Below are 22,317 nucleotides of genomic sequence, written 5' to 3' on the forward strand. Positions count from 1 at the left end.
AAGGTGCCATGTCCGCCCACCGACTGGTCCGGTGACCACTTTCCAGGGCGGTCGTGGACGGGGGATAACCGCCGAACGACGAGGAGGACGGCATGGGTGAACGGATGGAGGATGGCGACATGGTGTACGCCAGCGACCTTGCCGGCAAGGTAGCGGTCGTGGTGGGCGGGTCTACCGGCATCGGCGCCGCGACTGCGCTGCGGCTAGCGAGCGCCGGCGCGGCGGTCGTCATCGGCGGGCACGAGGCCGATGATGTGAAGGCTGTCGTGGACCGGCTGGGCGCCCAGGGGGCCGTGGTGGACGGCGACGTGGGCGACGTGCGCAACGATGACGACATGGCCCGGTTGTGCGCTACCGCAGCGGACCGGTTCGGCGGGCTGGACGTGTTGGTGTACTGCGCGGGCATCCAGCGGTACGGCACCGTCGTAGACACCACCGCCTCCGGGTTCGACGAGGTCATCGCCGTTAACCTACGCGGCCTGTACCTCGCCGCGCACCACGCCGTACCCAGGATGCGGGAGCGGGGCGGCGGCGCCATCGTCGCCGTCGCCTCGGTGCAGGCCCACGCGACCCAGAAGGGGGTAGCGGCGTACTCCGCCAGCAAGGGCGGCATCGTCGCACTAACCCGGGCGATGGCGATCGACCACGCGGCCGACGGCATCCGGGTGAATGTGGTTTCACCAGGCTCCGTCGACACGCCGATGCTTCGTCGTTCGGCCCGGCAGTTCGGCAACGGCCGCGCCGAAGATGACGTCCTGCGGGATTGGGGGACCAGCCACCCGCTGGGCCGGGTCGCCCACGCCGACGAGGTGGCCGAGGTCATCGCGTTCCTGGCCGGTCCGCGTGCCAGCTTCGTCACCGGCGCGGAAATCCGGGTCGACGGAGGACTGCTCGCCAACTTGGCCGTGGCGCTGCCCGAATGACGGCGGGGACTGGAACTGACAGTAGACGAGCCGGTGGCTGGGTCGAGCCGGACCTCCAACACCTTCGGGGCGGGAGTCATGACCACTGACATACGCATCTATTTCGACGGTCTGTTCACCGAACCGCGGTTGGACCACGCGGAGGGTGTGGCAGTAGCCCCGGACGGGACGGTGTGGTGCGGCGGCGAGCAAGGCCAGATCTACCGCCTGGCAGACGGCCGGTTTGAGCAGGTCGCGTCGACGGGCGGGTTCTGTCTCGGCCTGGCGTTGGACGCCGCGGGACACGTCTTCGTGTGCGACGCGGCCCACGCGGCGGTGATGCGGTTGGACACGGTCACTGGCCAGGTCGACACGTTCGCTGACGGCGTGCCGGGCCACCGCTTCGTCAACCCCAACTTTCCGGTGTTCGACACGGCCGGGCGACTTTACGTGTCCGACAGCGGCACGCCGCACGTACCCGGCCCGGGCATCGCCCGGCTCGAGCCGGACGGCGGTGACGTGCTGTGGCATCCCGGGCCGTTCGACTTCGCCAACGGGCTGGCCCTGTCCGCGGACGGCCGCACCCTGTACGTGGCCGAGACCTGGGGTCACCGCGTCACGGCGATCGACATCACCGCCGACGGTGCGCCCGGTGCGCGACGCATCCTCGCGCGGCTGGGCGAGGCGCTGCCCGACGGGCTTGCGCTGGACACCGACGGCAACCTCTACGTCGCCTGCTACGAGCCCAGCCAGATCCTGGTCGTCGCCCCCGGCGGCGCCGTGTCGGTCCTGGCGCGGGACCCGGGCGCCCACAAGTTGTGCCACCCCACCAACGTGGCATTCCTCGGCAGCACCCTGATCGCGGCCAACCTCGGCCGCTGGCACCTGTCCGCCATCGAAACCGGGGCAACCGGGCTCCCGTTGGGCCCGTTCCGCGACAAAGGGACACGGCTATGAGCATGCGCATCGCCCTCGGCCACATCGACACCTACGACGACCGCACCGCCGCGTTCGCCCGACAGCTCGGCTTGACCAGCGTGCAACTGCACGCCCCCAGCAACCTCCCGAGTGACGCCGGCTACTGGACCTATCCAGACCTGCGGGCGCTACAGGACCGCTGCGCACGCGACGGCCTGACCATCGAGGGGCTGGAGAACGTCCCGGCAGCCCAATTCGACAAGATCCAGCGCGGGGCAGCAGGTCGGGACGAGCAGATCGAAAACTACCAGCGCACGATCCGTAACATGGCCCGGGCCGGGATCTTCCTGCTCGGCTACCACTTCATCACGACCTACGTGTGGCGTACCGACATGCGGGCCGTCGGCCGGGGCGGCGCCCGCGTCACCGCGTTCGACCTCGCCGACGTTGGCGCCGGCAACGCCCTGGCAAGCTACAAGCTGACACCCAGCGAACCGATCGAACCGCCGATCACCGCCGAGCAGATGTGGGCCAACTACCAGTACTTTCTCGATGCCGTGCTACCAGTCGCCGAAGAGGCCGGCATGCGGCTCGCCCTGCACCCCGACGACCCGCCGGTCGACGCCCCGCTCGGTGGCGCCGCGCGCATCTTCACCACCCCGGCCGCCCTCAAGGAGGGCCACCGGCGGGCCAACGGCAGCCCGGCGTGGGGCCTCAACCTCTGCCTTGGCACGGTGTCCGAGATAGACGGACACCGCAGCGTCGACGAGGTGATTGACTTCTTTGGTCGTGCGAACGCGATCAGCTACGTGCACTTTCGCGACGTGAAGGGCACCGTGCCCGCATTCACGGAGTGTTTCCTCGGCGAGGGGAACCTGGACCCGGCCGCGGTGATGGCCCGGCTCGCGTCGGTCGGCTTTGACGGCTTTATTATCGATGACCATACCCCGGCGATGTCCGACGATCTCGACACGTGGGGCGATACCTCCTCCGCCGGCTATTGCAGCCGCGGGCGGGCTCACGCGATCGGCTACCTTCAGGGCATCCTCACCGCCTGCGGACGGGTGCGCGGCGGACGGGAGAGCTGATGAAGCTGATGCGGGTGGGCCCGGCCGGCCACGAACGCCCGGTGCTCGTCGGTGAGGACGGCCGGCACCATGACTTGACGCCGATTACGGCGGACCTGGACAGCAGGTTCTTCGCCACGGGCGGTGTGGCGCGGGTTCGCGCCGCCTACCAGTCGGGCCGGCTGCGGGAGGTGGACGTCTCCGGCCTGCGTGTCGGAGCTCCCGTGGCGCGGCCGGGCGTCGTGCTGTGCATCGGTATGAACTACGCCGCGCACGCGGCTGAGTCCGGCGCCGCCCCTCCAGCCGAGCCGGTCATCTTCTACAAGGCACCCAACACCGTTGTGGGGCCGTACGACGATGTGGTGATCCCGCGCGGTTCGACGCGAACCGACTGGGAGGTGGAGCTGGCCGTTGTGATCGGTGCTCGCGCCCGCTATCTCGACACACTCGATGATGCGCTGACCTGCGTGGCCGGGTATGCCACATCGAACGACGTGTCCGAGCGGGAATTCCAGCTTGACCGCTCCGGCGGGCAATGGTCCAAGGGCAAGAGCTGCGAGACGTTCAACCCGCTCGGACCGTGGCTAGTCACCCCCGACGAGGTCGGCGACCCGCAGGACCTTCCGCTGCGCAGCTGGGTCAACGGCGAGCCGCGCCAGGATTCCTCCACAAAGGACATGGTGTTCGGGGTGGCGCACCTGGTGTGGCACCTGTCCCAGTTCACCGTGCTGGAGCCAGGCGATGTGATCAACACCGGGACGCCGCAGGGGGTGGCGCTGTCGGGCCGCTTCGGCTACTTACGCCCGGGTGATGTCGTCGAGGTCGAGGTGGCCGGCCTGGGTCGGCAAACCAACACCTGCCGGCGGGCGTGAGCACGATGCGCTCGCCGCGAACCACCTCGTCGCCTGCGTTTCCTCGCCTCCGCAGAGGTCGACGGGTCGGACGCGAGGAACCCCGACCCGGATGCTCACCCGCCGGGCGCCCGCCCGACCGGGGTTGGCCACTGGCGAACACATGGCCAGCCAGGTGATTGTCAAACCGCTGCTGCACGCCGAAGTCAGCGACGTCGTGCAGATCGACGCCTGCCGGGTCGGCGGAGTAAACGAAATCGCGGCAGCCTGCTGCTCGCCGCTGCCCGCAACGTACCGGTCCGCACACCAGCCGGCGGGCGTCGGGCTGCGCAGGCGCATCGAGGGCCTGCGCGACCTTTCGTCGACGCGGTGGTGATGGCGACGGTCACTACGTCGCGCCGACCGCGCCCGAATGCTTCGCCGCGATCATCTCCGAGGCGTTCGACCGCTTCGAGATCCATATGACGCCGCGTGGCGATGACCGACACCTCGCCCAACCAACGATAGGAGGCCAGTAGGTGAGCACAATGGACGGTCTGGTGGCGGTTGTCACCGGCGGCGCATCGGGCATCGGCGCCGCGTGCGTGCGCCGGTGCGTGGATGCCGGCGCGCGGGTGGCCGCGCTGGACCTGACCGCGGGCGACCGGACCGACGACCGAGTGCTGCCCGTGCACGCCGACGTGGCCGACGCCGCGTCTGTCGAGGCGGCGCTCGCCCTAGTCAACGCGGCGTTCGGCGGCGTGGACATCGTGGTCAACAACGCGGGCGTCAGCGCCGTTGGCGGTGTCGAAGCCAACGACGACGCCGAATGGCATCGGGTGCTCGACATCAACGTCGTCGGGGTCGCCCGGGTCAGCCGGGCGGCCCTGCCGTACCTGCGCCGCAGCGCCCATGCGGCCATCGTGAACATTTCCTCGGTCGTCGCGTGGGCAGGCCTGCCCAACCGGGTCCTGTACTCGGCGACCAAGGGCGCCGTACACGCGATGACGCTGGCCATGGCCGCCGACCTGATCGGCGACGGCATCCGCGTCAACTGCGTGTGCCCCGGCACTGTCGACACCCCGTGGGTCGCCCGGCTGCTCGCCACGTCCGCAGACCCAGACGGGGAGCGGCGCCGGCTGGAGGCGCGGCAGCCGACGGGCCGGCTTGTCACGGCCGAGGAGGTGGCCGACGCGGTGCACTACCTGGCGTCGCCGGCGGCCGCTGCCACGACCGGCTCCGCGTTGGCCGTCGACGGCGGCATGCACGGGCTACGCCTCCCGAGGTGATGGACGAGGGCAAGGGTGTCTGCTCGCGAGCGGCGTTTAGCAAAGCGTGGGTTGGCGGTCTCGGCGCGGCCGCGGTGGTCCCGCGCTCGGCCGATCTGGCCTCGGTCGGGCCGGTGCGGGTCTGGCTGGAGGCGGTCCCGCTCGGCGAGGCGGCGGACCCGGCCGGGCCTACACCACTCATCCCTCGCGGCCGAGTAGGAACTCGCTGGTCAGGACGAGCGGGCGTGGGGTTTCGGTTCGTGTCCCCCCACCGACACGAACCCCCATGCCTGCGGTAGGCGGGTCGCGATGGGTAAGAGCACGTCGTTCTCTTGGTGACGGGAGGTCCCGATGGTGGGGGAGCGGGGCGCGGTGGGACCCTGGCGACGTCCTGTCGGCCTGCCCCCATTTACCCCCCGAAAACCCCCGCCTGTGGTTGACAACCAGTGACAAGAAGCGATCATTGCTTGATCGTGTCTGTGCAGCTCAGCGCCTATTTCTGACAGTCAATGACAAGGTCGGGGTGGCTACGGTTGGTAACAAGGGGTCGTCGGTTCGAATCCGGCCGTCCCGACAGCGAGAGGGCTTCCGCAGGTCAGCGACTTGCGGGAGCCCTCTTTCCATTGCTTGGCATGGATGCCTGGTCTAGCACGCCGCTGTTGGACTCCTTGACTCGGGCAGGTTGTCATGCCACTCCTCGATCTTCAAAAGCTCACCGTCGGACTGTCCCGGACCTGGGCCGGGTTCCTGCGGGACTGGGACCGGTCGCTGCGGGCCGGGAACTACCCGCAGACCACCCGCTACAACTACCTCCTCGCTGCCGCGCAGTTGGGTCGGTATCTGGGGGAGTATTCGCCGGATCCGGACGCCGATGACGCCGCCGACGATCCGTGCGCGGTGACCCGGGCGCACGTGGAGGCGTTCCAGGCCTGGATGATCGACACCAGGTCCGCGTCGACCGCGCTGAACAAGCACAAGGGGCTGCAGCAGTTCTTCAAGTGGTTGCTCGTCGACGAGCAGGCCATCGACCGGTCGCCGATGGAACGGGTGCGGCAGCCGAAGACACCCCGGAAACTGATCCCGGTTCTGCGCGACGAGGACACTGGCAAGCTCCTCGACGCGTGCAAGGGCAAGGGCTTCGCCAACCTGCGGGACGAGGCGCTGATTCGGCTGTACTGCAACACCGGTGCCCGGCTGTCCGAGGTTGGCAACCTCCTGGTCGCCGACGTGGACCTCAACACGGAGTCGGTGCGCTTCCACGGCAAGGGCGCCAAGGACCGACGGGTACGGTTCGGGCCCAAGACCGCTCGGGCGCTGAGCCGGTATCTGCGGGCCCGGGACAAGCACAAGGGCGCTGCCCTGCCGAACCTGTGGCTGGCGGAACGAGGTACCGCACCCTTGACTCCGAACGGCATCAAGATCCTCCTCAAGCGGCTTGGCAAAGCAGCCGGGGTGGCGGACGTGCACGCGCACCGGTGGCGGCACAGCTTCGCCCACGAATGGAAGCGCGCCGGCGGCGACACCGGTGACCTGATGCTCCTGCTGGGCTGGACATCGGAGGACATGCCCCGTCACTACGGCGCGAGCGCGGCGGCCGAGCGGGCGCAGGAGACGCAGGCGCGACTGGGTATCGGGGAGCGCGTGTAGGTCGGCTGGTTGACGCGATCACGCCGGCAGGGCCGTGCGTGATCGCGTCGTCACCGGTAGGCTGCGGCGGGCTGTCGGGGAGGGGTGGCGATGACGCGGTACGCGATCGACGAGACTCGCAGTGAGCTGGTGGCGACCTGGGACACCGGCTACGGGTCTGTTGCGATTCGGGTCGCGCCGCTGGCGGCGAGCATCCCGCGGCGACAGCGACTGGCGCTGGCGGCCGAGTTGTCGGGCCTGTCCGAGGCGCTCTGGCGCTGCTACACGCACCCGGCGAGCGCCGCCGACAGCCTGGAGATCAACACGGAAGGGTGGCGGCGAGAGCAGACTCGGAACGAGTTCGCCTCGGTGACCGCAAACATCAGCAAGCCGAACGTGCCCGACGGTGATGGCTTGCTGATGGTCTCGTACGACCCTGTGGAGGAGTACGCCCATCGAGTGGGCCGTTGCCTGCACGCGGCTGCGGACGCGGTTCTTACTGCTGCCGTGGTCGCCGATGTGGAGGCCGAGATTGCGGCGGTTGAGCGTGCCGAACTGGGAAACCTGTCGGGACGCTCGGCGCAGGCCGTGCAACTCACGCGACAAGACGCCTCGCCAGTCCAGGTCGCCGCCGCGAACCAGATTCTGACGGACGACCCGCTCGGCGCGGACGAGCTGTTTCTTAACCTCGACCCGACCTCGGCGTGCGTTGCAGCCGCGCACTGGCTGCTGGCGGCCGCCGAAGTGGCGTCGGAGATATCGGGAACCGCCGTGACCGAGATTGTGGTGGAAGCGGACGACATCGAGGCACTTCCGCACGCAACGCCCGCCGCAGTGCTGGAGCTGATGGAGATCGGTCTGTCGCCAACAGACGCGGTGACCGGCATGATCCGTTACGCCATGGCCGTCGCCGAGGGTGAGGCGCCCGACGTTGATGACATACGGGACAAGCTCGAAGAGGCTGACGAGAAGGCCGAACGGTACGAGGGGAACGACCCCGAGGCGGACACCGAGCTCATGACGATTCGGTTGACCACTCTGGACCCTGGTCGTCCCGCCCGCGACATGCTGGAAGATCTTCTGGCCGGAATTCGCGGCTGTTGGCTTGTCTACCAGGAGTACGCCGAGCGGCCCGCTGGTCCGGAGGACGACGTGTCCGATGACAAACTGCAGGACGAGATCGACACCGCGTTCCGCAACGAGGTGCGCGCCCGAGCATTCGCTGAGCGGCGCCGGCTCAATCTGGAAGATCGCGATTGATGTCCCGGCCGGGCGAGGCAGGCGGACTTGCCGGAGTGCTAGAACGATCGGCCACCGGCAATGACACGGGGCCATCGCCTGGGCAACCGGTGTTCAAGTCCCCCCTCGGACACAGATTTTCCGCATCTATGCGCTGTTTCACGTGTTCGTGTTCAAGCGCGCTTGAACACCTCATCTACCCTCTGGCGTCTCTGCGGGCGACCGCCGTGCCGGGGCGGGGGTGGTCGTGGTGACCGCCTCGTTCGTGCCGCCGGTGATCCCCAAGGTGGTCCCTGGCGGTGCTGGTCCGGTGGGTCGGAGTCGACGGCCGCTTCCCGTACCGGCGTTGGAATCCGGATCCCCGCGAGCGACCGACGCCGTCTACGCGTTGAGCGCTGTGGACAAGAGCGGCCGCGTCGCCGATCGCAGTATCGTCCGGGTGCTTGGCTGGGGGCCGGGGACCCGGCTGGACATACGCGAGCAGGCGGGAATCATCGTGGCCCGGCCGGCAGTCGATGGTGTCCACTGCGTAGGCGATCGTGGTCACCTGCATCTGCCGTTGGCGGTGCGCCGGTGGTGCCGGCTGACGGCCGGGGACCGCGTTCTGCTTGCTGCCGCCCCTGCCGCTGGCGTGCTGGTGGCCTATCCCCTTGCGGTGCTCGACCGGCTGCTGGCTGATGTGCACGCCGCCGTGGCGGGGGGTGAGGCGGCGTGAGTCAGACCGTCGCTGGCCGGGCGGAGTTGGAGGCGGCCCGGTTGCTGCTGGAGCGGATGGGCATCTCTCCGGCCGATCTGCTGGAGGTGCGGCCGGCCCGTCCGCTGGCCCCGACGTTCGCCGAGTACGTGCCGGTGGTGGCCGCTGCGGTGTCGCCGGGTACTCGTCGGGCGTACGGTTCGTACTGGAATCGGGTGGTCCAGGCATGGGGGGATCGGCGTATCGACGAACCCCGACCGTCTGAGATCGAGCAGTTGCGCGCCCAGGTGCAGGCCAATGTGGTGGCGCGACGCAACAACCGGGGCGGCCGATCGGCTGCCGAACATCTGGTGGCCGCGCTGCGCTGCCTGTACCGGCGGGCGGTGGCCGCCGGGTACCTGGATGCGGCCGACAACCCGGCGTTGAAGGTGGACAAGCCACGCCGGCTGCCCAGCACCCGGCGAGCGATCGGCGACGTCCGCCTGGCGGAGATCAACGAGGTGGCGGCCAGCACGGGGGATGACCCGGGTCTGGACAGTTTGCTGATCCGGCTGCACACCGAGACGGCCTGCCGTCGTGCCGGGGCGCTGGCGCTGCGCCCGCGGGATCTGGATACCGACCAATGTCTGGTCTTCTTGCGGGAGAAGGGCGGCACGTCCCGTTGGCAGCCGGTCTCCCCGACTTTGATGCGGCACCTGCTGGCGCATCACGCCGAGCGGGGCGACGGCGACCGCAACGGCAGTCTGCTGCGCTACCGCAATGGTCGGCCGCTGACCTACCGGCGTTACGACCATCTGTGGGCGCGGATCGGGCAGCATCTGCGATGGGTGCACACCCAGCAGATCAGTACACACTGGCTGCGGCACACCACCCTGACCTGGGTGGAGCGCACCTACGGCCATGCCGTCGCCCGCGCCTACGCCGGCCACACCGACGGCGGCAGTGGGAGCGGCTCGACAGCCACCTATGTGCGGGCGACGTTGCACGAGGTCGCGGTGGCTTTGGCCGGTCTGACCAGCGAGGACCATCCACTCGCCGTGGAAGCCTAGACGATGGATCACCTGGTGGCCTCCATCGACAGGGCCGAGGGAGGCCACCGTGCCTTGAGGGGAACCATCTGGCCGCCGTTGGGGAGATTGGCTGGCCGTTACAAATCAGCCGCAGTAGAGACTCCCGCCAACCGACGTCGTTACTGGCAGTGATGGGCCAGGCGACGGTCCGCTCGTTGTCTGCGGCAGATCCGGATACTCGATCGCCCGCCAACTGAGGCCTACGAGTTCAACCGATCCAGCGCCACTTCTGCCCGACCGGGGTCAGCCAGGTCCGGATCCTGAGCGTCGAACGCCTGCTCCAGCGTCCCCCACCCGGACTTCTGGATCACCTCAGCTTCACCGGTGGTGATTGGAACCAACCACGTCAAGACCACCGGCGCGGTTTCGGTGTGACAGACGGCAAAGGACTCCGGCAAATATCTCGGGCTGATCGCGACCATGGCTGTGGTCTGACTGCCCGGGTAGAGGGGCCCGCGCGGACCAATCACCTGCCCATGCGGCAAGCCGGCCCTACGGCGCACCATCTCGCCGGCCACCTGGAACAACAGCCCGGCCGCCCGAGCCGGGTAGTCATCGGTTGGAACGTGCATCACCAACTCTTGGTGCACGGCCCCGTCAATCGGCAGGTTGAGATGACGCCGCGATAGCCCGACGGTCACCAGGGTCGTGACCCCGCCGAACGGGACGTCAGGGCCAAACCACGCCACCTGAACGCCCGCCGGCGTCGTATCGTCGCCTCGGCTTCCACCCGCGATGAGCCCGAGGAACGACTCCAGGTGTTCAATCAACCCAGCCACTCGGTGATAATCCCCGATCGGGCAACGACGAAAGCTCCGCCCCCCAGTCACCATGTGTTGGCCCCGCGCCAGCTCCAACCGTTGATCATCGCAAGTGCACTGTTCTCGGCGGGTGTGCATGCCGGCCGAGTCAGCACTTCGTGACGCCGCGTAGCGCGCGGATCGCGGCTAGATCCGTGCGTTCCTCACCGTCACCTTGCCGACCCTTCGGGCCGTTGGTGGTCTCCGAGTGCTCGACGAGGCTGCGTTGCACCGGATGGGGTACGGCTCCGAGTCGCGATCTCCTACCGGCCGGTGGCACCGTCGATTAGCTCTCGCAGGATGTCGGCGTGACCGGCATGCCGGATGGTCTCGCTCGTCATGTGGGCGAGCACCCAGCGAAGCGTACGAGGCGCGTCAACGACCGGCTGCGCGGTGAGGCGCACGTGGGCCCTGGCGCGCAGCTGGGTGTTGCCGGTTGGACCGGCCATGACACCAACTCGCCGCCGCGACCGTGAGCAGCTCATCGGCGCGCTCATTCCGGTCCCGCTTTCCGACCGACCGCGACCCCGCCCGGCGCCGATGCCGGCGCTGCCCGCACCACGCCCGCCGACAGATCTGTCGCCGGACGAGATCCTGATCGGTATGGCTCGCCCGGACCGCTCCGGCCGGGTGACCGAACGCGGTCTGCTGCGCGCGCTGCACTGGGGCCCGGGCCACCGCATCGCCATCAACGCGCAGGACCAGATGCTGGTGATCGCGTCGGCGCGGGCGGGGCAGCACGTGGTGGGCAGCCGAGGGGAGCTTCCACTACCGGCCAGCGCGCGCCAGATGTGCGCGATCGCGCGTGGGCAGCCGCTGCTGCTCGCCGCTCTGGTCGCCCATGACCTGCTGGTGATCCATCCGGCCAGTACCGTCGCGCGGCTGCTGGCCGACCTGCACGCCCAGGTGATTGGAGGCCGTCGTGTCGGCTGATCCCGCCCGTGTCGCCGCCGCCCGGCAACTGCTGGCCCATCTGGGCGTCACCCTCGCCGATCTGCAGGCCGAGCCCGGTCCGAGCCTGCCGACTTTCGCCGAGTACCTGCCCCACGTCGTCGCGGCAGCCGGGCCGGGTGCCCGCCGCACGTATGGCACCTACTGGAACCGCATGGCCGCCGCGTGGGGTGAGCGCCCCTTGGACGCGGTCGCCGCCAGCGACATCGAGGCCATGCAACGACAGATCGCCGCGACCGCCCGGTCACGGCGTAACAGCCGCAGCGGCCGCCACGCCGGCGAGCACGTCATCGCCGCCGCCCGCGCCATCTACAACCGGGCCATCGCCGACGGGCTGATCGACGCCGCCGCCAGTCCCGCCCACCGGGTGGTCAAGCCCCGCCGACTACCGAGCACCCGCCGCGCGCTGACCCCCGACGAGCTCGAACAGATCAACGTCGCCGCTCGCACCAGCGGCAACGACGTCATCCTCGACGCGCTGCTGCTGCGCCTGCACACCGAGACCGCCTGCCGCCGCGGCGGCGCGCTCGGACTACGGCTGGCCGACCTGGACACCGACCGCGGGCTCGTACGGCTGACCGAGAAGGGTGCCACCCTGCGCTGGCAGCCGATCACCCTCGACCTCGCCGCCCACCTCGATGAACACGCACACACCCGGGGCGCGGTCTTGCCCACCGACCTTCTGCTGCGCTACCGCAACGGGCGGGCGATCACCAGCCGCCGCTACGACCACCTGTGGAAACGCATCGGCGAGCAGTTGCCATGGGTGGCTGCCCAGGGCATATCCACCCATTGGCTGCGCCACACCACCCTGACCTGGGTCGAGCGGCACTTCGGCTACGGCATCGCCCGCGCCTACGCCGGGCACACCGACTCCACCGGGCCGGCCACCACCACGTACATCAAGGCCGACCTGCACGCGGTGGCTGCCGCGCTGGCCGCCATGACCGGCCAACCACACCCGCTCGCCACCACCGAAGACCGCGCTGGTCCGTGATGCCTGCTGGACCACCAAGCCAGTACCGCCACCAAATATTCAGGGCTGCTCGATCGACTGGTTCGGCAAACGAGGATGTCAGAACCCTCCGCTACCGTCGGGGCCAAGTGCAGTCACTCCGTACTGGGGAGGACGATGACCGATCAGGAGACCGGCGAGCCGGTGGCCTCGGACCATCGGGTCGCGCGCGACACATCGACTCAACGCGCCCTATTTACGTACCTGACTGCCGAGGTGGCAGACGACTACATCGCCATCATGCGGGTCATCACCGGAACCTTGCTCGCCGACCTCTCTGCCGTCGAGATCGCTTCGCAGTTGGCGGAGCAGGGCACCGTCCTCGAGCCCGACACGGTGGAGGGCCGGTGCCGGCAGCTGGTGGAGTGGGGCAACCTGGTCCGCTCGGTTCGCGAGACCCGCGTGCCCACCGTCGCTGCCTATCACCGGTCTCGGTCGCGATACCAGGTCTCGAAGCTGGGCGGGCGCCTTCACCGCGAGGCCGAGGAGATCTTGCGAACTGTCGACGGCGCGCGTGAGGTGGCGCGTGAACTGCTCGCGCGCATTGTCGACAGCCTGCAACAGATCTTGGACCAGGTGGCGAACACCCGGCGAGCCGTCGACAGCGAGGCACTCGCCGGCGCGGTGACCAGCGTCTTCACCGACCATCGAGTCTTTACCGAGTCGGTCACCGACTTCTACGCCTACCTGGCGGGCGTGCTCACCCGCTACGACCTTGCCGATCAAGAATATGCCCAGTTCAAAAGCCTGCTGCTCGACTACGTCGATCTCATCGGCGCCGACGTCAACCGTAACGCCCCGCTCATCCGGCAGCGGCTCCTGTGGGTGGTCGAGCTGATCGACAGCGTGCTGGACAACCTGCCGGTGCTGGTCATCGAAGGCATGGGCACGGACGTTGAGCGCCTGCCCGGTCGTACGCGCGACGAGTGGGAGCAGCTTGCGTCCTGGTACGGCGCTGGCGACGCGCGCTCCGGGCCTGACCAGCTGCGCGCCGCCGCGCGGCAAGCCCTGGGACAACTCATCACCAACGCCCGCCGGATGTTGACCGCCTCCGGCACCGGCCTGTCCCGGCGCGCCGATTTGCTCAAGCTCGCTGGCTGGTTCCACACCGCGGACAGTGAGACCGCGCACCGCCTGTACGACGCCGCGTTCGGCGCCTATCCGGCGCGCCATCTACTGATTGGGCCGGAGGAATCGGATGTGGCCGCCGGGCCGACCGTATCGTGGTGGGACGCCGTGCCGGTGGACGTACCGGTGTCGCTGCGCGAGCGAGGTGACCGGTCGGCCCGGGGCCGCAGCTCCCGAGTCCCGGATCCGGGAGCCGACGCCCAGCACCTGCTGGAACAGGCGCGGCGACGCAACGAAGCCCGGCGGGCTGCCGCGGCCGAGCTCATCGCCGTGGGCGCCCTGCATCGCAGCCGGCTGAGCCGTGCCGCCCGGGACCTGCTGCTCGACAAGCTGTCGCGCTTGATCGTCGCCGTCGTCGCGGGCGGCATGGCAGCCGAGGACAGCGATGCCGATCTCGACCTACTGCTTCGGATGACGCCTGCCCGTGGGCAGGTCACCGTGGTGACGGGCGACGATGGCACCGTCACCATCCATGACGTCGCCCTGGTCGCTCAACGCCTGCACGCGGCCGGCGGCGGCCTGGCGGTCCCGGCATGAGCGGCGCCACCGGCACGGCTTCGCAGTCGGCCCGGGAACGGCAGGATGCGGCCAGGGCTCTGCTGGCTCGCCCTTTGCTGACCGCCGCTCACGCCGAGGAGCTTTCCCTCGTACGCCTGCATGCCCCGGCTCTGCGCAGCGTGTTCAAGACCACCCTGGGCTACCACCTCGTTGTCGAGTCGACGTTTGCGCGTCTCACCAAGGGGCCCATCAGCGCGGACGGACCCGCACGCCCCGCGCGCCGCGCCGACGGCAGCGCCTTCACCCCCGTTACGTACACCCATTTGGCGTTGTTGTGCGCCGCCTTGCTGGCACCGGGCACAGGGGAGCAGATCCTCATCTCGGCCCTTATCGAGCAGGTGCGGTCCGACGCGGCCACCATCGGCGTCCGGATCGGGGACACGCTGCCGGAACGCCGGGCGTTGGTGACCGCGATCGGTCATTTGATCGGCTGGGGCGTGCTGTCGGAAACCGACGGGACGGCCGGTGGCTGGGGCGAACGCCGCGACGAGGCCCTGCTGACGCTGCACCGGGCGGCACTGCCACACCTTCTCGCGCGGCCGCTGTCGGGCATGGAGCATGTCGACGACCTGCTGGCCGAGGACCCGCAGGCCGCCGACCAGCCGCGCCGGTCCCTGCGACGCAAGCTGGTCGAGAACCCTCTCGTACGCCGTGAGGACCTCACCGACGCCGAGCGAGATGTGTTGTCGCGCGAACGCACCGAACTGACCCGGGTGCTGGCGGACAACTTCGGCCTCACGCTCGAGGTCCGGGCCGAGGGCGCCCTTGCCTACGACACGGCCGGCAGCCTGACCGACGTCACGTTCCCCGGCAGCGGCCGGGTCAAGCAGGCCGCGTTGCTGCTTCTCGGGGAGCTCATCGATGCCCGTACGCCGACCGCCGGCGCGAGCGCGACCCTCGACGACGGACGGGCGGTCCCGGGGTTGGCGGTGAAGTGGTCTGAGATCGAGGCGACCCTTGCGTCGCTGACAAACCGACACGCCAAAGCCTGGGGCGAGACGATCGGACTGCGCGATGAAGCCATCGCGGTCCTCACCGACATGGGGCTTGCCCGGCCGACTTCCGAGGGAATCGTCGTCCATCCCGCTGCTGCCCGTTACCGGCCGCGCCCTCAATCCGCACCGTCGACCCGCGCTGCGCGCCGCCTCGCCGACCAGCTCGAACTGGAGATGCCATGACCGACCTGTTCGACCGGACCCCTCTGCGGCAGTATCCGTACCGATGGCGGTTGTCGCGTGCCGGCTTCGTCAACGTGTGGCATTACTACGAGAACACCTTTGACATCTCCGGCGGCCGGTTGATCCTGCGCGGCTCGAACGGATCCGGCAAGTCCCGTGCCTTGGAGATGCTGCTGCCGTTCCTGCTGGACGCGGATCGGCGCAACATGGGTACGGGCTCGTCGGTCAAGATGGAGGACCTGATGAGTGCGGGCGCCGGCGAGCAGACCAACCGCCTCGGCTACATGTGGTTGGAGCTGCGCTGCGATGAAGAATCCGCGGAGTTCGGCGATCCGGTCACGCGGTTCCTCACCCTGGGGGCGCTGGTCCGTTTCGCAGTCAGCACCAAGGAAGCGAAGGTCTGGTACTTCACCACGCCGCTGCGCGTCGGGGCGGAGCTGCGCTTGCTGGGCGCCGATCGTCAGCCGCTGTCGCGACGGGACCTTGCCGACCTCGTCACCGAGGAACGCATCACCGACGTCGCCGAGAAACACCGCGAACGGGTACGCGCCGAAGTGTTCGGGCTTACTGGGCAGCTCGGCCGTGAGCGGTTCGATGGCCTGACCAAGTTGCTGCACACCTTGCGTTCCCCGGATGTCGGCAACCGCATCGAGGAGGGGCGCCTGCCGGCGATCTTGGCCGACGCGTTGCCGCCGCTGTCCGAGGAGGCCTTGACCGACGCGGGTCAGCAGCTCGACGGGCTCACCAGCACCCGGGAGGACCAGCAACGGCTAGAGGCCGCCCGCGATCAGGTGCGGACGTTCCTCGACGCGTACCGAAAATTCGTCACCGGAGTGCTCGCCACCTCCCTGCGGGACCTGCGCTTCGACGCCGAGGAAGCGCGGCGGGCCGCGGACGACGCGCGCGAGCGCGCGAACCGCGCCGCTCAGCTCGAGGAACAGCTCGCCGCTGACACGCTGCGCCTGGAGGAACGAAACCAGCAGGCCGAAGGCCTCGAAGCACGCCTGGACGGGTTGCGCGACTCCGACGACTACCGCAGCGGACAAGAACTGGGGCAACTCGGCGCGGTGGTGAACGCCCGCGCCGGCGAAGCCGACACAGCGCTGAAGGCCGCAGACGGAGCGCGCCGCGAGGAGGAGCGGCGCGTTGCCGACACGGCCATCTTGGCCGGCGATGTCGAGCGGGCCGCCGGCCGGATCTCCGCCACGCTCCGGGACACCCGAAAACGGTTGGCTACGGCCGGCATCACCGATCACGAGCTGCCCACCGAGGTGCGTGCCGACCGGCGGCCGGGACCAGGCACCCCTCGTACGGTACGGACCTCGCGCCTTGCCGAGCCGGACATCCTCGACACGCCGGTTCCCGACGTTCTCGCACTGGAACCGGCGAACTTGAATTTTTTGACGGACGCCGCACAGCGGACCGGACAGCTCGCGCGCACCCGTGCCGCGCAGGCGAGCAACCGTGCGATCGAAGCACGCTCCCTGAAGGAGCAGCGGCGAGAGGCGGACCAGGCTGCCGACAATGCATCCGAAGTTGAGGAGCGGGCCACGGAGGCCACCTCCGACGCCGAGCAGGCCGCCGAGGATCGTGACGATGCGGCTCTCGCCCTCGTCGACCGGTGGCGGAGTTGGATCGAGAGCCACACCACAGCTGAACTCCTCGGGCCCGTCAACTGGGCATCGGTTCCGGCCCTTCGCCGAATCATCACCGATCGGACGGCGCTCTGCGGTGAGGGAACGGACGTGGCCGACCTGCAAGAGCTGGACGGGGCGGCTGACGACGCCGTCACCGACGCCACCGCGCACGTGGACCGAGCACTGGAGCGCCTCCGCGACGCCGACCATCTGGCACAGCAGCAGGCTGATGCGCTCACGGCCGAGCAGGCCAGGCTCTTGGCCGAGCACGACCCGGAACCCGAGGCGCCCACCTGGGTTACCGGCACCGACGGCGTGCCGTTGTGGCGATGCCTGGACTTCGCCGAGGCAGCCGACGCGGACCTGCGCGCCGGTCTCGAGGCAGGCCTTCTGGCCTCGGGGCTGCTCACCGCGACCGTGGACAGCACCGGCCGGCTCGTCGCCACCACCGGCCACCTGCTTCTGACAACGGCACGGGAGCGGGTCCCCGTACCGCTGTCTACCGTGCTCGTCGTCGACCGGGCCAGTCCGCTGCCGGCTGTGGCGGTTCAGGCTGTCCTGGACCGGATCGGGCTGGACGACCCCACCGTCACCACCTGGATCGGCGGCGACGGTAGCTGGGGGAACGGTGCCCTTCGCGGCCGGCACACCGTACCTGCGGCGCGGCACATCGGGGCGGCGGCACGGGCAGCAGCGCGCGCCGCACGGCTGTTCGACATCGAGTGCGACCTGAAACGGCTCGCCGACGAAGCCGCGCTTCGGCAGGCCGAACGCGTCGACCTGCAATCCCGCCGGACCGCTCTCCGTGATCACCACCGCACCGCCCCCCGGTCCGCGGCGCTGACGCAGGCGCGGACCCTGGCCCAGGAAAGGGCTCGACAGGCCACTCGGACGGCAGGTGACGCCGTACGGTTTCGAGCCACGGCCGACCGGCTCTCCCGAGCCTGGGCCGAGAAGGACCGCGAGCACCGCCTCGCCTGTGCAGAGTTCGGCCTTCCGGCCGACGAAGACTCGTTGCGTGCGCTGCAGGAGGCCGCACGGTCCGCCGCGGACAATTGCGCCACGGTCACCGAGGAAGCGAAAGACGTCGCGCAATTCATACAGCGGTACGCGGACTCGGTCACGGCCGTCACCAAGTTGGCCAGCAGGCGGGTCGAAGCCGAGAAACACGCGGCCGCAGCTTGGCAGAGCTGGCAGAACGACGAGACGCGGTTGCGCGCTCTGACCGAGGCGGTCGGTATCGCCGCTGCCGAGGTGCAGCGCCAGGTCATGGACGCGGAAACCCAGCTCAGGAAGATCAGGAACGCCATTCGGGAAGGCACGGTCGCCCTGCAGAACCTCAGCCGCGACGCGGGAACCGCCGGATCGGAAGCCGAGACAGCGGCGACGCGAGCCGGCGAACGCCGTACCGGATTGGGACGGCGCGTGACCGCGGTGCTGGATCAACTCAACCAGCCCGGCATCGTCGACACGGCGTTCACTGCCGCCCCCGGTGGCGTCTTCACCAACCTCGCGCCGGAAGCGGTCGCGGCTGAGTCCGCCGCCGTCGCTGCGGCGCTGCGCGCGGGCCGATCCGACGAGAACGCCCTGTTCCGCGCCCAGCAGGCCTTCGAACGCGAGATCTCCGGCAGCTACGACGTTGCCGCGACCGTGGTGGCTGGCATCCGGCTGTTCGAGCTGATCGACGCCGACGGCCGCCGACCGCTGGCCCTCGCCGCGATGGAGATCGAGCGGCAGTGCGAGGTCGGTCGCGCCGCCCTCACCGAACGCGAGCACCAGGTCTTCCACCGGTTCGTCCTCGGCGAAGTAGGGGAGGAACTGCGTCGCCGACTCGGCCAGGCGACCACTCTCATCACCGCGATGAACGCCAGCCTCAAGTCCATCCGAACTAGCCACGGTATCGGCGTCCGCCTCACCTGGAAATTGGCTGAGGAGGCGGGCAGCGACATCGTGCGGATCAAAACCCTCGTCAGCACCGCCGCCGCTGTGCGTACCGCCGCGCAGGACACCGAACTCACGGATCTGCTGTCCAGCAGGGTCGCGGCCGAGGCGACCAAAGACCCGACCGCCGGGTACGCGGTCCACCTGCGCGCCGCCTTGGACTACCGCGCCTGGCACACCGTCGAGGTCATCATCACCGGTCCAGAAGAGGGCAGGGAACGACGGATCAGTCGGCGGGCGAAACTCTCCCAAGGCGAAACCCGTTTCGTGTCGTACGTGACCCTGTTCGCGGCGGTCGACGCCTACTTGTCCGGCCTCGAGAACACCGACACGGCGCTGCGGCTCATCCTGCTCGACGACGCGTTCGCCAAGGTGGACGAGCAAACCATCGCGGAGCTGCTAGGCCTGCTCGTCCGCCTCGACGTCGACTTCGCCATGACAGGGCACGCGCTCTGGGGCTGCGTTCCCCAAGTGCCCTCGCTCGACATTTACGAGATTTGCCGCGAAGAGGGGACACCAGCCGCCACCGCGCACGTGCACTGGGACGGGCGTACCCGACACTTCCTACGCGCCGCATGAACGGCCCTGATGCGCTCCCGCCTGAGCTGCGCGAGTACCTGGCAACGCCCCACTTGGCGCCGATGTGGCAGGCCGTCCGCGCCCGCTTGGAACGCAACCGTCTGCAGCCGACCGGTACCGTCTCCGTCAACCTCGACCAGGTCGGTGCGGATCGACTTTCCGGGCTGCTCGGACGCACCGTCGCCGCGGGAGCCCGGCGTCGGATCAGTCTGGCCGACCTGGATGCGGCGCTGCGTGGCTCCGTCGGTGGCCGAGGTTTGGTCTCCGTGATCGAGATCCTCGACGGTCGCCCGGTCCTCGACCGCGCTGGCGCCCGCGACAGCATCCAGGCGGAATGGGCTGAAGTGTGGCGGCGGCTGGATTCGTCCCTGGCCGAGGCCGGGCTGGCTGATGCGCCGTGGGTCGCGGACTGGATCGACAGCCTGCGTCGCTCGGGCATTCTCACCCGAGCCGGGACCGATGCCGCCGACCGCGCCCTCTCCCACGCCGTGGCGGGACTCGGGATCCTGCTGAACGGAGCCGAGGGACCGCAGTCCATCCGCGAGCTCGGCGCTTTGGCCAGTGAGGTTACCGGCACCGCGCACGGCTTCGACGAGACCACGCTGGCTGCTGGCGTGCTGTTGCGAGCCGCGGCTCATGCTCTTGAGCGGCCGGCCCCGGAGACCGCGGCCGACCGCAGGGAGCTCTGGAAAGCGCTGCGGGTTGCTACCGACTCGCTGTCCGGAACAGTTCTTGCGTGGCAGATCCGTCCACCGGGTACGGACGGTTGGTCGCGTATGATGCGAGACCGGGCGGACCTGGGACTCGTGACTCACCTGACACTGCATGAACTCGATGTAGCGGGTCCCGCATCGCTGGCGCCGCGGGGACAGGTCATCTCCGTCTGTGAGAATCCGCAGGTATTGCAGGCTGCGGCCCGTACGCGTTCCGAGATGCCGCTACTGTGCTTGTCTGGCAATCCTGCGATCGTCGGAACCCGACTGATACGAACAATGGTTCACCAGGGCAGTACCCTCCGGTACCACGGCGACTTCGACTGGCCTGGGGTTGCCATCGCCGCCCGCGTTATGGGCCTCGGGGCTGAACCGTGGCAGATGTTCGCCGATGACTACCTGGCGGCCGTTGAAAGGCTCGATGACGATCATGTCGTCGCTCTCACGGGCAATCCGTCGTTGACCCCCTGGGATCCTCGGCTGGGGCCTGTCATGGCGGAGCAGGGCGTGGCAGTCCACGAAGAATTCGTCCTGCCCAACCTCCTGGCTGACCTCCGATGAAACGAAGAACGCCCTGAACGCCGATCACCGCAGGGAGAGTGGCAGGTTCCTTCGGCTGCCGTCGGTGTCGGGGCCGCCCTCGCTCAGGAGGTGATGCGACCGCCTACGGCAGCTTGTCGTCGTCATGGGCGGGGCCAGTCGTGCCGCGATTCGCCCTATCGCAGGTGTGCTCGTTCGTCGACGTGGATGTCCGGCTGACCGGTTGGGGGTGTGCTCTCGGCGAGCGCTAGGACGAATTGGCGATGAGTTCTTCCCGCCATTGCGCGAAGCGCTTGCGCATCTCGCTGATATGGGCGGGGCCGGCACCGTAGGCGGCGAAACGGCGGTCCGGGTAGCGCTCCAGCATTCCGAACAGGTCTGCCAGGATGCGCCGGTCGAACCCCGCGTCGGATTGTTCGGCCAGCTCGCACAGCTGCGCCCGGGTGTAGCGGCCGGTCATGAGCGCCGCGTCGATGTCCAGGAAGTCTCGGGGCTCGGCGCGCGTGTACAGGGCGGACATCTTGCCCGCGACGACGTCGTCGGCGTGCAGCACCGGCCCGACGTCCATCATCACCGGCGGCAACGCGCGCCAGTTGGCCGCCAGCTCGACCTTGTACGGATGCTCAGGGTGAGCGGGATCGATGACCGCGAGTCGGGCGAAGGTGTCGAACTGCTGCGTCACCTCGACGGAATACCCGCCGACCCGGTAGCCGTCGACCACGGCGTCCACTGCTGCGGCGAACTCGCCGCGTCGCTCCCACGCCGTGAACAGGTCGACGTCCTCGCTCGGGCGGTCCAGGATGCCGTGGGCCTGTACGGCGTAGCCGCCGGCCAGCGCGAACCCGTAGCGGGCAGCGACCCGCAGTCCGATCTCCGCCAGGCGGAAGTGAACCTCATCCACTTCTATCCGGCCAGCGTTTGGGGTGGCGTGGTCAGTTCGGGAAAGCGTGCCTGCCACAACGCCCGCAGGCGGGCCGGGAGCCACAAGTTGGGCCACAAGCGGCGCAGCGTCGGGCCGTGCAACCACCGGCACAGGTCCGCGATCGAATTGGCCTGGTTCAGCACGGTCTGGTACATCAGCTGCAGATCGCCGGCGTCGTCCAGGTCGTAGGTACTGTCGCCGGACCAGTCCAGCGACCGGTCGAGTGTCACCACACCGCGAACCGGACCGTGCAGGTCGGACAGGGCGGCGGCGACCACGAAGTGCCGCTGGTCCACGTACCGTGAACCAGGCGGTGCGCCATTGCCGCTGGACATGTCTACCTCCTGATCCAGATCGTACGTCTGAGCGGCGTCGCCGGGTGGCATGACATCGACCTGCCTGCCATAAAATCTCCTGCGATGGGCCCTGCGGCCCGATGGTCATCGCTGGAAGGGCGAACACTCGCCTGCCGATCCCGCACTACAGGCGGCGTCACGCGGTGGGTTCGGCTTCGGGCGCGCGGCTTTCGGCGTGGGCGGTCTCGCGAACCTCCCGGCGGCGTTCCCGGGGCAGCTGAACCAGCAGCAGGGGTGCCCAGAGCGGCGAGCAGGCCGAGGACCGCCAGTGCGGGCAACCCGCAGCAGCGCGGGGATGGTCGCGGCGAGGACGGGCTCGACATGCTCGGGTCCCGAGCCGACGCGGTCTGCCCTGCGAGGAAGTGGTTGTTGAGCTGTCGCGGTC

General features: G+C 69.2%; 19 protein-coding genes and 1 pseudogene. 16 read left to right on the forward strand and 4 right to left on the reverse strand.

Features of this window, described 5'->3' with window-relative positions; genetic code table 11:
* Nucleotides 1-92 precede the first annotated feature (92 nt).
* From ACTWO6_RS13625 to ACTWO6_RS13670, 10 genes are all read left to right on the forward strand, one after another.
* Complete coding sequence (locus ACTWO6_RS13625; protein ID WP_446219978.1) at nt 93-923, forward strand: SDR family NAD(P)-dependent oxidoreductase; 831 nt, start codon at nt 93-95, stop codon at nt 921-923.
* A 33-nt stretch (nt 924-956) separates the two neighbouring features.
* Nucleotides 957-1,859: an SMP-30/gluconolactonase/LRE family protein gene (locus ACTWO6_RS13630; RefSeq protein WP_446219979.1), complete on the forward strand. Its 903-nt coding sequence runs from the start codon at nt 957-959 to the stop codon at nt 1,857-1,859.
* Nucleotides 1,856-2,908 (forward strand): mannonate dehydratase, encoded by a 1,053-nt coding sequence (locus ACTWO6_RS13635; protein WP_446219980.1) that lies wholly within the window; start codon nt 1,856-1,858, stop codon nt 2,906-2,908. The genes ACTWO6_RS13630 and ACTWO6_RS13635 overlap by 4 nt, the downstream gene beginning before the upstream one ends.
* Nucleotides 2,908-3,759 (forward strand): fumarylacetoacetate hydrolase family protein, encoded by an 852-nt coding sequence (locus tag ACTWO6_RS13640; RefSeq protein WP_446219981.1) that lies wholly within the window; start codon nt 2,908-2,910, stop codon nt 3,757-3,759. Before ACTWO6_RS13635 ends, ACTWO6_RS13640 begins: the two co-directional genes overlap by 1 nt.
* 142 nt (nt 3,760-3,901) lie before the next feature.
* Entirely contained in the window at nt 3,902-4,114 is a 213-nt protein-coding gene (locus ACTWO6_RS13645; protein ID WP_446219982.1) for a hypothetical protein, read from the forward strand.
* A gap of 151 nt (nt 4,115-4,265) precedes the next feature.
* Complete coding sequence (locus ACTWO6_RS13650) at nt 4,266-5,006, forward strand: SDR family NAD(P)-dependent oxidoreductase (RefSeq protein WP_446220653.1); 741 nt, start codon at nt 4,266-4,268, stop codon at nt 5,004-5,006.
* Nucleotides 5,007-5,672: 666 nt separating this feature from the next.
* Entirely contained in the window at nt 5,673-6,632 is a 960-nt protein-coding gene (locus ACTWO6_RS13655) for a tyrosine-type recombinase/integrase (protein WP_446219983.1), read from the forward strand.
* A 90-nt stretch (nt 6,633-6,722) separates the two neighbouring features.
* On the forward strand, nt 6,723-7,871 hold the full coding sequence (locus tag ACTWO6_RS13660; RefSeq protein WP_446219984.1) for a hypothetical protein: 1,149 nt from the start codon (nt 6,723-6,725) through the stop codon (nt 7,869-7,871).
* A gap of 229 nt (nt 7,872-8,100) precedes the next feature.
* Nucleotides 8,101-8,565 (forward strand): hypothetical protein, encoded by a 465-nt coding sequence (locus tag ACTWO6_RS13665; protein WP_446219985.1) that lies wholly within the window; start codon nt 8,101-8,103, stop codon nt 8,563-8,565.
* Nucleotides 8,566-8,606: 41 nt separating this feature from the next.
* On the forward strand, nt 8,607-9,593 hold the full coding sequence (locus tag ACTWO6_RS13670) for a tyrosine-type recombinase/integrase (protein ID WP_446219987.1): 987 nt from the start codon (nt 8,607-8,609) through the stop codon (nt 9,591-9,593).
* Nucleotides 9,594-9,814: 221 nt separating this feature from the next.
* Here the strand turns inward: ACTWO6_RS13670 and ACTWO6_RS13675 are convergent, their stop codons facing one another.
* Complete coding sequence (locus tag ACTWO6_RS13675) at nt 9,815-10,393, reverse strand: suppressor of fused domain protein (RefSeq protein ID WP_446219988.1); 579 nt, start codon at nt 10,391-10,393, stop codon at nt 9,815-9,817.
* Nucleotides 10,394-10,677: 284 nt separating this feature from the next.
* A pseudogene (locus ACTWO6_RS13680) lies at nt 10,678-10,791 on the reverse strand (mycothiol transferase); the annotation flags it as partial.
* On the opposite strand from ACTWO6_RS13680, the gene ACTWO6_RS13685 reads away from it, so the two are divergent.
* The 6 genes from ACTWO6_RS13685 (at nt 10,739) to ACTWO6_RS13710 (ending at nt 20,675) form a co-directional block, all read left to right on the forward strand.
* Nucleotides 10,739-11,347: a hypothetical protein gene (locus ACTWO6_RS13685; protein WP_446220881.1), complete on the forward strand. Its 609-nt coding sequence runs from the start codon at nt 10,739-10,741 to the stop codon at nt 11,345-11,347. The pseudogene ACTWO6_RS13680 and the gene ACTWO6_RS13685 sit on opposite strands and share 53 nt — an antisense overlap.
* The gene (locus ACTWO6_RS13690) at nt 11,337-12,362 is read left to right on the forward strand and encodes a tyrosine-type recombinase/integrase (RefSeq protein WP_446219989.1); all 1,026 of its coding nucleotides are present in this window, start codon (nt 11,337-11,339) and stop codon (nt 12,360-12,362) included. The genes ACTWO6_RS13685 and ACTWO6_RS13690 overlap by 11 nt, the downstream gene beginning before the upstream one ends.
* A 135-nt stretch (nt 12,363-12,497) precedes the next feature.
* Entirely contained in the window at nt 12,498-14,045 is a 1,548-nt protein-coding gene (locus tag ACTWO6_RS13695) for a DUF2397 domain-containing protein (protein ID WP_446219990.1), read from the forward strand.
* On the forward strand, nt 14,042-15,244 hold the full coding sequence (locus tag ACTWO6_RS13700; RefSeq protein ID WP_446219991.1) for a TIGR02678 family protein: 1,203 nt from the start codon (nt 14,042-14,044) through the stop codon (nt 15,242-15,244). The genes ACTWO6_RS13695 and ACTWO6_RS13700 overlap by 4 nt, the downstream gene beginning before the upstream one ends.
* Nucleotides 15,241-19,401, forward strand: a complete 4,161-nt coding sequence (locus ACTWO6_RS13705; RefSeq protein ID WP_446219992.1) for a TIGR02680 family protein — start codon at nt 15,241-15,243, stop codon at nt 19,399-19,401. Before ACTWO6_RS13700 ends, ACTWO6_RS13705 begins: the two co-directional genes overlap by 4 nt.
* Complete coding sequence (locus ACTWO6_RS13710; protein ID WP_446219993.1) at nt 19,398-20,675, forward strand: TIGR02679 family protein; 1,278 nt, start codon at nt 19,398-19,400, stop codon at nt 20,673-20,675. The genes ACTWO6_RS13705 and ACTWO6_RS13710 overlap by 4 nt, the downstream gene beginning before the upstream one ends.
* Before the next feature lie 226 nt (nt 20,676-20,901).
* Here ACTWO6_RS13710 and ACTWO6_RS13715 read toward each other — a convergent pair whose 3' ends face one another.
* Together ACTWO6_RS13715 and ACTWO6_RS13720 are read right to left on the reverse strand one after the other, a co-directional pair.
* Complete coding sequence (locus tag ACTWO6_RS13715) at nt 20,902-21,555, reverse strand: nucleotidyl transferase AbiEii/AbiGii toxin family protein (protein WP_446219994.1); 654 nt, start codon at nt 21,553-21,555, stop codon at nt 20,902-20,904.
* Nucleotides 21,556-21,557: 2 nt separating this feature from the next.
* A complete protein-coding gene (locus tag ACTWO6_RS13720) occupies nt 21,558-21,911 on the reverse strand; it encodes a hypothetical protein (protein ID WP_446219995.1) in 354 nt (117 codons plus the stop codon).
* Nucleotides 21,912-22,317 lie beyond the last annotated feature (406 nt).

Source organism: Micromonospora sp. IBHARD004 (assembly GCF_052814115.1).